The following is a 13,379-nucleotide window of genomic DNA, read 5'->3' on the forward strand; positions in this document are numbered from 1 at the left end:
GGGCAAAAGTGCAATTCTAAGATATTTTTTCATGTTGAATTTCTTTTTAATAATTCTTAGTTGCACCATAGAAAACATTAATAATTATTATCATTATTTTATACGAGGTACTTATATCATTATCATCATCTTTATTTTGGGTTATTTAAAAAATGGACTCACGATAGATGTTGGTGGATTAAGTAGAGACGAGATTGGATTTCAAATTACAAATCTTGATTTACCAATATTTTTAAGTCTTTTTTTGTTATACCATACATTTTCATCAAATAAATCCTCTGGCATCATAAAAACAATTTTTATACTTTTAGTTTTTGGTGCTCTTTTCATGCTTAATAAAAGAGGTCCAATTATAATGTTAATTTTCACCATTCTTTTTTTTTCCATAAAAATTCTGAATCGTAAAATTTTAAGGAGTTCAATCTTTTTTATTTCACTTCTATTCCCATTTGTGGCTGCTTCAGTTTTCACTTATTTTAATAGCTTATTCCAATCGGATTTATTCGTGGCAATCATGGGCAGGAATAATGACCTTGTAGATATTTCTAAAAATCCAAGAATTATTTTTTGGAGTAAATCAATTGAGTTTTTTGAAAGATTCAATTTCAAGAATCTTTTCTATTTCGACCCTCCTATCATCATAAGACAAGGTGATTTTCAACACAACCATTTTCATAATACCGTTTTTCAACTTTATCATGACCGGGGACTAATATTATTGATAATTTATTCTGTCACAATGTTCAATATAATTGTAAGAAACAAGATTCCGATTGATCGAATTTCAAGATTTTCCGTGGCAACTATATTCTTTTTGTTTTTGGTAGGTGCAAATGAAACAATATTATTGAGTGGATATTTTTCCGAAATATTTTTTATAACAAATTTAGTTTTCTTAGCAAAATATACGTATGAGTACAATAAAAAAAGTACTTAACTCTCCTACTATAATGACGTGGTTTAGTTTAATATCTAAACCTCTAAGTTTCGTTATTACGCTCCCCATATTGTTAGATAATTATTCCACAAATGAAATTGCATTATGGTATTTATTTTCATTATTTATATCAATGCAACTTTTAGCAGATTTTGGATTCTACAATACATTTATAAGAGTAATTGGTTACGCATACTCTGGTAGTACAAGTTTAAAAAAGATAATTAATATAAAATCTGCTAATACAGCAAGTAATAACTTAACACCATTGCAACCAAATTTTTCATTAATGAAAAATATCATTGGTGTTATGAATACCACATATCTATTTTTGTGTATTATAATTCTTGTAGTTTATCTTATTTTATCTGTAGTCATAAAATCAAACATTACAAATGTAGAGAATGTTAGAAGTGCATGGATTGGATGGATCTTTATTATAGCCTTTACAATAATAAATTTTTATAGCAGAATCTACTCTAACTACTTACTTGGATTAAATAAAGTTGCTGACGTAAAAAAAATTGAAGGTATAACCTCATTCTTATCATTAATATCTACAACAATTGCAGCACTTCTCAGATTGGACCTTGGATGGTTGGTATTTGCTAACCAAGTATGGTTTATTCCCAATTTATTCATATTAAGAAGGAAGGCCAATAATAATGATATACCTCTGATGAAATTAAACAATTATAGGTTCGAAAAAAGGATATTTCTTGATATTTGGGAACCTGCATGGAAAAGTGGAGTATCAACTTTTGCATCCTTTGGGGTTACAAATTTAACCGGTATAATATATTCTAAAATGTCTAATTCTGCTGATTTAGCAGAATATTTGCTAGCATTAAAATTTATTAATGTAATTCGATCATTTAGTCAAGCCCCCTTCTATAGTAAGATTCCAAAATTAAATTACCTTATTTCGAGTGGCAAATTCAAAGAATGGGAGAATGTTGCTCAAAAAAATATGTTTTATGGAAGTATATTTTTTGTAGTCTTAACCATTTGCTTGGCTATTATAGGACCTTTCATTTTCCAATATTTACCTGGCGAAATTAATTTTCCACAGAGTGATTTATGGGCATTGCTGGTTTTAGGAAACTTTCTTCACCGAATTGGAGGCATGCACTCTCAATTCTACATGACCACTCACGATGTCAAATCACATATAAGTGATTTAATCTCAGGAACTATATATTTACTAACAAGTATTTTTTTATTGAATACATTTGATGTTTATAGCTTTCCTATCGGAATGATAATTGCTTATTCAGCATTTTATGTTCCTTACTCATTATATTTTACATCAAAAAATATTTCTACTTCTCTCATCAAATTCGAAATTAGAGCTAATCTTTTCCCGTTTATTATCCTCTTAGTATACTTAATACTGAAAATTATCTAGTAATATATATTCTCAAAACATGAAAAAAATTAATCGAATAGTTTATGGAAAAAGAAACGTAATTATTATCGCGTTTCGTGGTTTGTTAAATAGATTGGTTAATTTATACAAACAAATTAATAGATATTTATTTTTTATCAAATCGAATAAAGAATCCCCAAAACTAGTTGTATATCCAAAAATTACTGACATGAATGAACTTATTGATGTCTATAATCGACTATCATGGATGTATGCAAATGATCCCAAATTCAAAATTTATATATCAAGTGATTTATTGTTCGATGAATCTGATCCATGTAATTTGCCTTACCAAGAGAATTATATAAACTTCAAATCATCGAATATTGAAATAGTACCACTAGATGATTTAAATAACCTTTTGAAAATCTCAACAAACATATTGATATATAAATATAAGGCTATTATTAAGCTTCTTTTATCAAAGAATTTCCATAAAATTGAAATGATTGATCCATTATATTACTCTTTAGCTGAATCCAATCATATGAAATTTTCCTATTACAATTTATTAGATAAAACTACAAAACAAGAATATAAGGAAATTTCAAAAGCTAACTTCAATAAATTTAAACAGGTACACCATGATAAAAATGAATCTTACATTTTCGTCACAGGCCCTTCTTTTTCTAGATACAAAGAAATTAACCTGAACAAAAACAGCATAAAAATTGTCTGTAACACAATAATAAAGGATACAGAATTTTTAGATCATATAGGAGGACCAGATATTATAACTTTTGCAGATCCAGCATTTCATTTTAGCTCAAATCTATATGCCAGTGAATTTCGGCATTTAGTTTTATCAACTGTACAAAAGTACAATTGTTATATAGCCGTCCCCCAAGCTACAGTTCCCCTAATGCTGACACATTACCCTAGGTTAAAAAATAGAATTATTGGACTATCATTTAATCAATGCATAAATATCCCTGATGAAACGAACTTAGCAGTTAAACCATCAGGCAGTATTATTACATTTATAATGATACCATTGGCTAGTGCAATATCTTCAAAAGTTTATATAATTGGAGCAGATGGAAGAGGGAAAAAAGAGAATTATTTTTGGAAACATAACGAAAAGGTGCAATTAACATCTTTAATGGATTCGGTGTACAATACACACCCCTCCTTCTTCAGAGATCGCTCATACTCTGGACATTACAAAGAACATTGTAAATATTTTGAACAACTATTAAGATTTGGTGAATCAAAAGGTACAAAGTATAGTTCTTTAACTCATTCGTATATCCCTGCACTAATTAAAAGATCATGAACATATGAATATTTGCATACTAATTCCCGTTCATAATAGAATTGAAATTACAAAAGAAGGTTTAAAACACTTAGTAAAAGCAATTGAACCAAATAAAGATATAGATTATTCGATAATTTTAGTTGATGACGGTTCAACTGACGGAACAGAGAATTGGGTAAAATTCAATTATCCAGATGTAATTATTTTGAAAGGAGATGGGAGTCTATGGTGGTCTGGTGCTATAAACATAGGAGCTAAATACGCAATTAATAAATTAAATGCTGATTATATCATATTGTGGAATGATGATGTTGAACCATCCTCAGATTATTTTTCAACTTTGATACATTACCTTAATCAGGCGGAAAAGAATGAACTAATTGGATCTCTTGTAAAAGATAAAACAACTAATAAAAATTGGTTTTGTGGTGCATTCTATAATAAGTATTTTGGATATGTTAGGCACTTAACCAAAGATGTATACCCGAATAAAACAAATTGTTTAACGGGTATGGGAACCATTATTCCCTCTAAAGTAATTGAAGAAATTGGCTATTGGGATAATAAAAATTTTCCGCAGTATTATGGAGATCTTGATTTTACTCTAAGAGCCCACGAGTCTAATTTCAAACTATCTGTCAAAACAAACTTGGTAATTTTCAATAAAACGGAACATTCAAGTTTTAATCATAAAATGGAACTTAAAAATTATAGATCCTCCCTAAATAAAATACAATCCAGATATAATATTAAAATTGAATCTAGATTTCATAAGAAACACAGTAAAACGCCCTTATGGCGTCTTACCATGTTATTAAAGCATCTTATTTACTTAAATAAAAATATTATCAAACAATGAATAAAGTACTAACCTCTCCATCTTCAATGGGGCAAGTAGGCCCACAACCCTTTGAAATGCTAAAAGACGCGGGCTATGAAGTAATTAACAATCCATACGGTCGTAAACTTACCGAAGCCGAAGTCATTGAATTGGCAAAAGAATGTATTGGAATCGTTGCCGGAGTTGAGCCATTAACCCCTACAGTAATGGATGCACTTCCTGACCTAAAATGCATCAGCCGTGTTGGTGTTGGCATGGATAGTGTTGATCTTGATTATGCCAAGAAAAAAGGGATTGTAGTCGTGAATACACCGGACGGACCTACACGGGGTGTTGCAGAATTAACGCTGGCAATGACCCTATCGATGTTACGCAAAATTCCACAAGCCGATGCTGCCTTAAAACAAAAACAATGGAAGAAACAAATCGGCAATCTAATCTTGGATAAGAAGATTGGAGTTATTGGTTTGGGACGTATTGGCCGAATGGTTACGGAGTTATTTCGGGGCCTTAAAAATCCGGTTATTGGTTTCGATTTATATCCTGATGAAGTTTGGGCTAAAGAAAATGGAGTTGAACTGGCCTCATTTGAAGAGGTATTGAAAAGTGCTGATATTGTTACCTTACATATTCCCGGCAATGCAGATAAAACTCCGGTAATAAGTAAAAAAGAATTCGATTTAATGAAGGATGGATCCTTTCTGGTAAACATTGCCAGAGGAGGAGTTGTTGATGAGGAAGCCTTATACAACGCATTAACTTCAGGAAAATTATCCTCTGCAGCTGTGGATGTATTCTCAAAAGAACCATATGATGGTAAGTTATGTGAATTGGAAAATATAATTTTAACTCCACATCTTGGATCTTATGCCAGTGAAGGGAAGTTACAGATGGAAATTGATGCCTGTCAGAATTTAATTGATGTTTTAAAAAAATAAACCATGCACAAAGTTGGAATTATAGGTTATGGCAAAATGGGCCAAATACGCCATGAAGCACTCCTGGAAGTTGGGAACTGCGAACTAATCGCTATCTCCGAACCAGGAGAAGTAGCACAAACGGCTGGCGTTCCAAACCTTTCTCACGATGAAATAATCAATCACCCTGAAATTGATATTGTAATCATATGTACACCAAATTATCTTAATAAACCATTAGCGGTAGCGGCATTAAATGCAGGCAAACACGTATTCTGCGAAAAACCACCGGCATTTACTGAAAAAGATATAAAGGAAATCCGGGCTGCTGAACAGTTGAGCGGAGGGAAAAAACTAATGTATGGTTTTAACCACCGACACCACGACAGTATCATACAAATGAAAGAGCTGATTGACAGTGAAACCTATGGAAAGGTAATTTGGATGCGTGGGCGATATGGGAAAAGTGTAACTGCGGATTATTATAAAGAATGGCGCTCAAAAAAGGAATTAGCCGGTGGAGGTATACTGCTTGACCAGGGCATTCACATGCTCGACCTTTTCCTGTACCTTGGAGGAGATTTTGACAAGGTAATGGCTGAAGTTTCTAACTTATATTGGCAAATGGATACAGAAGATAACGCTTTTGTAATTTTAAAAAATACTGCCAACGGGATGGCTGCATCTTTACACTCAACAATGACGCAGTGGCGTCACCTGTTCTCTCTTGAAATCTTTCTTGAAAAAGGATATATGGTTCTAAATGGATTGATTACATCGTCCATGTCTTACGGTGAAGAAGTTTTATCGATTGCCAAAAGCCGTACAGCTGCTCCGGCAGCTACCTGGGAAGATGAAGAACGTATTACATACAAAGGCAACAACAGCTGGAAATATGAAATGAAACATTTTATTGATGCCATTGAAAACGATACCGCTGTTGGAATAGGTAACTCTACAGATGCGCAAAAACTGATGCGCATCATTGATAAATGTTATGCTCAGGCAGATTTTTAATAATAATCTTAATAATACAATGATGAAAAGAAAAGAAATACTGTTACAACATTTGACTGATTATAAAGCTAGCGTAATCGAATTATTGAACCTAATCGATATTGATGAATTAAATGAGGTCGTCACAACAATGGTCGATGCGTTTAAGAATGGCAACACTGTTTATATCGCCGGGAATGGCGGTAGTGCTGCTACTGCTTCTCATATGCAAGCCGACTTCAGGTTCTTTGTTCGGTACTTTACAGATTTTCGCCCAAAGGTAGAAGCACTCACCGATAATATTCCGTTAATGACTGCCATTGGTAATGATAATTCGTTTGATGATATTTTTGTAGAACAAATGAAAGGAGTCTTTAAAAAAGGTGACGTATTATTATCTATTTCAGCAAGCGGTAATTCCACTAACGTTGTAAAAGCAACTGAATATGCAAAGGAACTTGGAGGAAAAACGATCGCATTTGTGGGATTTAAAGGAGGTAAGTTAAAGGAATTATCAGATATATCCTTATTTGTTCCCAATAAGGATAAAGATTATGGTCCCATCGAAGATATTCATATGATATTAGATCATTTGATTGTAAACTATCTCGCAAAAGATGAAGAGTTTTTGGCAATCCCTGCAAATTAAATACTATGGCAGTACAAATAGATCTAACCGGAAAAACTGCAATTGTAACAGGAGGAACCAGGGGCATTGGCAAATCTATTGCCGATAAATTGCTTGAAGCAGGCGCAAAAGTTATTTGTACCGGTACCAAACTAAAAGAAATAACACACCTTAATGAGGAATCAACAAATCCAAACCTTTCATATATACAACTTGATTTAAGTTCAACCTCATCCGTTGATCAATTTTGTGCTTTTATTTCTGGCATGGATAAAATTGATATTCTTGTAAATAATGCAGGGATAAATATTATTTCCGAAGTACTGGAAACCAATATTATGGATTACCAAAAACTTCAAAAGATTAATTTAGAAGGACCATTTCGACTGAGTCAGGCCGCAGCCCAAAAAATGACCAAAAACAATTATGGAAGAATCGTTAACATCGCTTCTATTTGGAGCGTTGTAACCCGACCAGGTCGTTCTGTTTATGCTTCAACAAAAATGGGATTGTTGGGATTAACCAAGACCATGTCGGTTGAATGGGCCAAACACAATGTATTGGTTAATGCGGTAAGTCCCGGCTTTACTTTAACCGAGCTGACCTATACCACAAATACCAAAGAAGATTTGGAACGAATTTCCAATTTGATTCCTCAAAATCGAATGGCACAGCCGGAAGAAATGGCGAATGGTGTTCTATTTTTAGTTAGTGACCTGAATTCATACATTTCGGGACAAAATTTAGTAATTGATGGAGGATATACAGATGTATAATTTTAAAGTAAAATCAATAATACATGATTATGAGGTACAATTTATTGAGAATACTCAAAAAGTACTGAAAGAAAATTTAAGAGATGGCGATTTTATAATTATCGATAATAAAATAAGAGAATTGTATTCAGAAGAGCTGAAAGATATTCTGAACAACTATCAGTTTTATGGTATTGATGCAAATGAAAAGCAAAAAAGCTACCAGGGAGTGGAACCAATCATAAACTACCTGATAAAAAATGGTTTCCGAAAAAACCACCGGTTAGTTGCCCTTGGAGGAGGAATAACACAGGATGTTACTGCCTTTATGGCTTCTATTATGTACCGGGGAGTGGACTGGTTATTTTTTCCTACTACCCTACTTGCACAGTGCGATAGTTGTATAGGAAGTAAAACCTCAATTAATTTTGGCGAATATAAAAATCAGGTTGGAGGTTTTTACCCTCCAAACAACATCTTTATTAATCCTCAATTTTTAACTACCTTGACCGATGCAGAGTTAAAATCCGGATTAGGCGAGATGTTACACTACTTTATTGTATCAAGCGAAGAAGATTTTAAACTGTATCGTTCGTTGTATCTGCATGCCTTAACAGATAAAGATGCTCTGGCTCAGCTAATAAACAGAAGTTTAGAGATTAAAAAAGGATATATTGAAGTTGATGAGTTCGATCAAAATATAAGACAGGTATTTAATTATGGACACTCTTTTGGTCATGCCATTGAATCTCTTACCAGTTACAAGGTGCCGCATGGTATAGCTGTTAGCTTCGGAATGGATATGTCAAATTATATTTCCGTAAAAATGGGTTTCATTTCGCATGAAATAAGGGATGAAATAAAAGCTGTAATCGATCCGATTAATAAAGAATATTCTATAAAAGATTTAAATCAGGAGCAATTCTTAAAAGCCCTAAGTAAAGATAAAAAGAATGTGGGTACTAAGTTAGGCCTCATTTTGAACAAAGGTTACGGAAATATTTTTAAAAATGTCATGGATGCCGATGATGTCTTCAAATCATGGATCGCTGAATATTTCGAAAAAGAACTAAAATAATACCTAATGATACTTGGACAAATAGATCATATAGATACCTACAAGCATATTTCAGAAGATATTTATGCAGGTTTAAAATTTATACAAGAAGCAAAACAAGATATTGAAGTTGGAACTTATACAATAAACGATAATGTGAAAGCTATCGTTACGGAATACAGTACTGTTGAGAATTTTGAGAGAGGCTATGAAGCCCATAATCATGTAATTGACATACAATATTCAATAAAAGGATATGAACGTATAAAATGGTCGCCAATAAAAGGGATGAATATTAATATTCCATATGATCCTGTTAAAGACCGCACTTTTTATAAAGATCCTTACGAGTTTGGAACAGAAGTAATAATTGGCAACGGGATTTTTGCAATCATGTTTCCTGAAGATGGGCATGGTCCTCAGCATTATGTCGGACAACCTGAGATAATAAAAAAAATTACTGTAAAAGTGTCCATTTAAACCCAACAAGTTCCGACTCTATCTAAACATTTTTTAAAGCAATAAAAGCGGAGCTTTATTAAACAATTATAAATGAAAATACCTAAAATAACGGCTCTTGTACCAATGAAGGGTCATAGCGAGAGAGTTTCCAATAAAAATATTCGTCTGTTAAATGGAAAACCTGCTTGCCATTGGATTCTTGAAAGTTTAACTGCATCCAAATACGTAACGGAAATTCTGGTTAATACTGACTCCAAAGAAATTGCTGATAGTGTTTCGATCTTCAAAAAGGTGAAAATTTTGGAAAGGCCTGATTTTCTTCTTGGAGATATGGTGAGTATTCAGCCACTAATTGAATATGATATTGAGCAGACTGAAAACCAATTCTTTATTCAGACTCATAGCACAAACCCAATGGTACAACCAGAAACAATTGATAAAGCCATTGAAGACTTTTTTAATCAAAATCAGCATGATGCTCTATTTTCGGTAACACCTGTTCAGACCCGGTTTTACTGGAAAAACGGAAAAGGTATTAATCACGACCCGAAACATTTGATCCGAACGCAGGATCTAGAACCCATTTATGAAGAAAACTCTTGTTTCTATATCTTCTCCAAAGAGACAAACCATTCGATTAAAAACAGATTGGGCGCAAATCCCATGATGTATCCAATCAGTGGTTTAGAAGCTGCAGATATAGATACCATGACAGACTTTCACTGGGCAGAATTCTTGTTATCGAAATTTCATTCCGGAGAAATTAAACTCTAATTTTCCTTACATACATCAATTTTTTTCATTTAACTGAATCTTTATGAAATACCATCCATTGAAAGAAAAACTTTCAAAAAATGAGTTAACAATTGGAAGCTGGATTACTATTGGGCACACCTCGGTAATAGAAATTTTATCACATGCAGGTTTTGATTGGTTAACAATTGATTTGGAGCATACAACTCTGGATTTGACCATCACACAAAACCTGATAGCATCAATACAATCTTATGATATGGCTGCTCTGGTCCGTGTAAGTAAAAATGAAGAAGTTATCATAAAAAGAGTTTTAGATGCCGGAGCAAATGGTGTTATTGTGCCAATGGTCTCAAATGCAGATGATGCAAGAAAAGCTGTTGAATTTGCCAAATACCCGCCAGTTGGGAAACGCGGTGTGGGCTTGAACAGAGCTCAACAATATGGATATGCATTTAATGAATATAAAGAATGGGTAGATAAAAACTCTGTTCTGATTGCACAGATTGAGCACATTGATGGAATCCACAACATTGAGGAAATTATCCAAACTCCGGGCATTGACGGTGTGATAATTGGACCATATGACTTATCCGGATCAATGGGATATCCTGGAGAATATGAACGAGCAGACGTTAAAACAGCACTTGAAAAATTCAAAGCTGCTTGTCAGAAAAATAAAAAAAGTATGGGATTTCATGTTATTGATCCGGACAGCATGAAATTAAAAGAGAAAATCGAAGAAGGATATAATTTTATTGCATTTAGTACTGATTTCCTCTTTATGGGTAAGAATGCCGAATTACAAATGAAGAAAATCATAGAATAATATGAATAGCTTTATTCTTAAGGCCAGTAATATTCTAAAGAATGATGGATTATTTGTGTTTATAAAACGCTTATATAATTTTTCATTGGTTAAGTTGAAACGCCTTTATCTAAAAAAAGATTTTGGAGAATGGGATAAGCTTAAAAATAAATATAAAGGGAAACGAATTTTTATTCTGGGTAATGGCCCGAGTTTGAATAAAACTCAACTTCATTATTTAAAAGATGAGTATACAATGTGTTTTAACAGGGTTAATCTGATGTTAGAAAGATTAAATTGGACACCTAACTTTTATGTAATGACTGATGACCTGTTAATAAAAGACATGTATTCAGAAGTAAAAAAAGAAATACTACCTAAAGTTACCTATGCTTTTTTTCCGGATCTTCACCCATCTAATGTAAATTTTAGAAAGAGAATTGGAACTCATAATAATGTTTTTTACCTAAATACAGATATTCCAGAGTTTAGAACCGATTTACCTAGGTGTGGAATAAATAAAACAGTTGTGAATGCGGGAATGCAAATTGCTGCCTATTTAGGATTCGCGGAAATATATCTTCTGGGAGTTGACATGACGTTTGGTGAACAAAAAGTACAAAAAAGTAATTCCAGAGAATGGAAAGCAGTAAAAGATGATGATCCCAATCATTTCGACCCGAGATATTTTGGAAAAGGACGTCGCTATCATAATCCGACAGTACATGAAATGTTGGAACAATTTGATATTGGACGGAAATTTTTTGCTAATCTCGGTATCAAAGTTATTAATGCAGGAGTCGGGGGTAAATTAGAATCATTTCAGCGTATCGACTATTGTTCATTATTTCAGTATACAGAAGAAGATAAAGAAAGATTATATATGAGAATGGTTTTTCCCGATCAATTGTATACTAGTTTTAATAAATGTATCGAAGAAATCCCATCCCTTAAAAACATCGATGAATTCGTAAAAAAAATGAGTTTATTCTCGGTGGATGTGGAAATGCTTGCTGAATTCATGCAGGTTGCCATTCAAACCCATATTCCGTTTGGACCTTATAAAGGAAAATACATTTTCAAAAAAAGATAAAACATGATTACAGATACACTTAAAAGTTGCTTCATATATTTTAAAATAAACACATATTTTAAAGAGAGTTTCGATTTTATAAAAACTTTAAATGAAAATACTCCGGTTGGTTCATACGAGATTGTTCCAGGTTTAATAGCACATGTTATGGAATATGAAACAGGAGAAACTTTTCAATACGGATGGGAAGCACACAAAAAGTTTATTGATATTCAATACTGTTTAAGAGGCAGAGAACGTATTCAGTGGACTCCTCTATCTCCAAAATTAAATCCAACTATTGAGTATGACAGTGAAAATGACCGAACATTTTTTCAGGGACCTGGAGAAAATACCTTTATTGATACAGGTAAGGATATTTTCGCTTTGTTTTTCCCAAATGATGCCCATGCACCACAACTTTGTGTTGAAAATCCGGAGTTTATAAAAAAAGTAGTCGTAAAAGTTCCTGTTAATTCTTAATATTCATGGAGTATATATTCCTCTCACACATTCTTTCTGACAAAACTCCCTCATATGGGAATAGGGATAAATTCGAAATTTCACCCAATACCTCAATAAACAAGGGAGATACAGCCAATACATCTTCATGGTCATTTTCAAACAATCATTTCGGAACGCACATCGATCTTCCCTATCACTTTTATAATAATGGGAAACAAATGCAAGACTATGATGCGAACTCATTTCTTTTTAACAAGGTCCAATTAATTGATATCCATTGTAACGAAGGTATATTAATTGATAAAGACTCCTACGATTGGAATACTATAAACGAGAACATAGACCTGTTATTAATAAGAACCGGATTTGAAAACAAAAGAGCAAATGACGACTATTGGATGAAGTATCCTGGAATTGCCTCAGATCTGTGCCACCTCTGGAGAGAAAAATTTAAAAGCTTAAGGTGCATTGGATTTGATTTTATCTCACTAACCTCTCCCCTGTTTAAAGCCGAGGGGAAAAAAGCTCATCAGGTTCTCTTGAAACCGGAGGCAGACAGGGACGGTATATGGATAATCGAAGATATGTCATTAATGAATATAAAAGATAAGATCAATAAAGTATTAGTTGCTCCAATACGAGTAGAAAATGGGAATGGTGGTCCGGGAACGGTAATGGCAGAGATATAATTACAACTCTTTTAATCGCCCCTTGTCTTCAGATATTTACATTAAGTAAAAATACATGATGTATATGTTATTAGAAACCATTAGTCATCTACGTTTTTTACGCACCGGAATATGACGGAGGAATTCTTTGGAACGATCCTGCCATCGGTATAAACTGGCAGATACCGGAAGCAGCCATTCAGTTATCAGAAAAAGATACACAACATCCATTGTTAAAAGACATCAGTCATTTTGACTATGCCTCATTTTCGGGAGAAAACGTTTATAAGTAGTTAGAACAAACCATTACCATCCAATTGGTGTAATCCGTGA

General features: G+C 33.2%; 17 protein-coding genes. 16 read left to right on the forward strand and 1 reads right to left on the reverse strand.

Going from position 1 to position 13,379, the window contains the following annotated elements:
* Positions 1–201 precede the first annotated feature (201 nt).
* On the reverse strand, positions 202–471 hold the full coding sequence (locus G4420_RS10745; RefSeq protein WP_163323648.1) for a hypothetical protein: 270 nt from the start codon (positions 469–471) through the stop codon (positions 202–204).
* On the opposite strand from G4420_RS10745, the gene G4420_RS23550 reads away from it, so the two are divergent.
* The 16 genes from G4420_RS23550 (at position 356) to G4420_RS10820 (ending at position 13,339) form a co-directional block, all read left to right on the forward strand.
* Complete coding sequence (locus tag G4420_RS23550) at positions 356–937, forward strand: hypothetical protein (protein WP_394351200.1); 582 nt, start codon at positions 356–358, stop codon at positions 935–937. The genes G4420_RS10745 and G4420_RS23550 overlap by 116 nt on opposite strands.
* The gene (locus G4420_RS10750; RefSeq protein ID WP_163323649.1) at positions 912–2,345 is read left to right on the forward strand and encodes a hypothetical protein; all 1,434 of its coding nucleotides are present in this window, start codon (positions 912–914) and stop codon (positions 2,343–2,345) included. The genes G4420_RS23550 and G4420_RS10750 overlap by 26 nt, the downstream gene beginning before the upstream one ends.
* Before the next feature lie 190 nt (positions 2,346–2,535).
* Positions 2,536–3,642, forward strand: coding sequence for a hypothetical protein (locus G4420_RS10755; protein WP_163323650.1), 1,107 nt, complete (start codon positions 2,536–2,538; stop codon positions 3,640–3,642).
* A 4-nt stretch (positions 3,643–3,646) separates the two neighbouring features.
* Entirely contained in the window at positions 3,647–4,483 is an 837-nt protein-coding gene (locus tag G4420_RS10760) for a glycosyltransferase family 2 protein (protein ID WP_163323651.1), read from the forward strand.
* Entirely contained in the window at positions 4,480–5,403 is a 924-nt protein-coding gene (locus G4420_RS10765; protein ID WP_163323652.1) for a phosphoglycerate dehydrogenase, read from the forward strand. Before G4420_RS10760 ends, G4420_RS10765 begins: the two co-directional genes overlap by 4 nt.
* Positions 5,404–5,406: 3 nt before the next feature.
* Positions 5,407–6,399, forward strand: coding sequence for a Gfo/Idh/MocA family protein (locus tag G4420_RS10770; RefSeq protein WP_163323653.1), 993 nt, complete (start codon positions 5,407–5,409; stop codon positions 6,397–6,399).
* Positions 6,400–6,421: 22 nt separating this feature from the next.
* The gene (locus G4420_RS10775; protein WP_163323654.1) at positions 6,422–7,027 is read left to right on the forward strand and encodes a D-sedoheptulose-7-phosphate isomerase; all 606 of its coding nucleotides are present in this window, start codon (positions 6,422–6,424) and stop codon (positions 7,025–7,027) included.
* Between the two features lie 5 nt (positions 7,028–7,032).
* Entirely contained in the window at positions 7,033–7,782 is a 750-nt protein-coding gene (locus G4420_RS10780) for an SDR family NAD(P)-dependent oxidoreductase (protein ID WP_163323655.1), read from the forward strand.
* Complete coding sequence (locus G4420_RS10785; RefSeq protein WP_204273653.1) at positions 7,760–8,839, forward strand: AroB-related putative sugar phosphate phospholyase (cyclizing); 1,080 nt, start codon at positions 7,760–7,762, stop codon at positions 8,837–8,839. Before G4420_RS10780 ends, G4420_RS10785 begins: the two co-directional genes overlap by 23 nt.
* A gap of 6 nt (positions 8,840–8,845) precedes the next feature.
* On the forward strand, positions 8,846–9,298 hold the full coding sequence (locus G4420_RS10790; RefSeq protein WP_163323656.1) for a YhcH/YjgK/YiaL family protein: 453 nt from the start codon (positions 8,846–8,848) through the stop codon (positions 9,296–9,298).
* Between the two features lie 72 nt (positions 9,299–9,370).
* The gene (locus tag G4420_RS10795; protein ID WP_204273654.1) at positions 9,371–10,054 is read left to right on the forward strand and encodes an acylneuraminate cytidylyltransferase family protein; all 684 of its coding nucleotides are present in this window, start codon (positions 9,371–9,373) and stop codon (positions 10,052–10,054) included.
* Between the two features lie 43 nt (positions 10,055–10,097).
* Complete coding sequence (locus G4420_RS10800; protein ID WP_163323657.1) at positions 10,098–10,862, forward strand: HpcH/HpaI aldolase family protein; 765 nt, start codon at positions 10,098–10,100, stop codon at positions 10,860–10,862.
* A gap of 1 nt (position 10,863) precedes the next feature.
* Complete coding sequence (locus G4420_RS10805) at positions 10,864–11,934, forward strand: 6-hydroxymethylpterin diphosphokinase MptE-like protein (RefSeq protein WP_163323658.1); 1,071 nt, start codon at positions 10,864–10,866, stop codon at positions 11,932–11,934.
* Positions 11,935–11,937: 3 nt separating this feature from the next.
* Entirely contained in the window at positions 11,938–12,396 is a 459-nt protein-coding gene (locus G4420_RS10810; RefSeq protein WP_163323659.1) for a YhcH/YjgK/YiaL family protein, read from the forward strand.
* A 5-nt stretch (positions 12,397–12,401) separates the two neighbouring features.
* Positions 12,402–13,067: a cyclase family protein gene (locus G4420_RS10815; RefSeq protein ID WP_163323660.1), complete on the forward strand. Its 666-nt coding sequence runs from the start codon at positions 12,402–12,404 to the stop codon at positions 13,065–13,067.
* A gap of 86 nt (positions 13,068–13,153) precedes the next feature.
* A complete protein-coding gene (locus G4420_RS10820) occupies positions 13,154–13,339 on the forward strand; it encodes a dTDP-4-dehydrorhamnose 3,5-epimerase family protein (protein WP_163323806.1) in 186 nt (61 codons plus the stop codon).
* The last annotated feature ends 40 nt before the right edge of the window (positions 13,340–13,379 follow it).

Origin of the sequence: Draconibacterium mangrovi, from assembly GCF_010586825.1 — a bacterium.
GTDB classification, from domain to species: Bacteria; Bacteroidota; Bacteroidia; order Bacteroidales; family Prolixibacteraceae; genus Draconibacterium; species Draconibacterium mangrovi.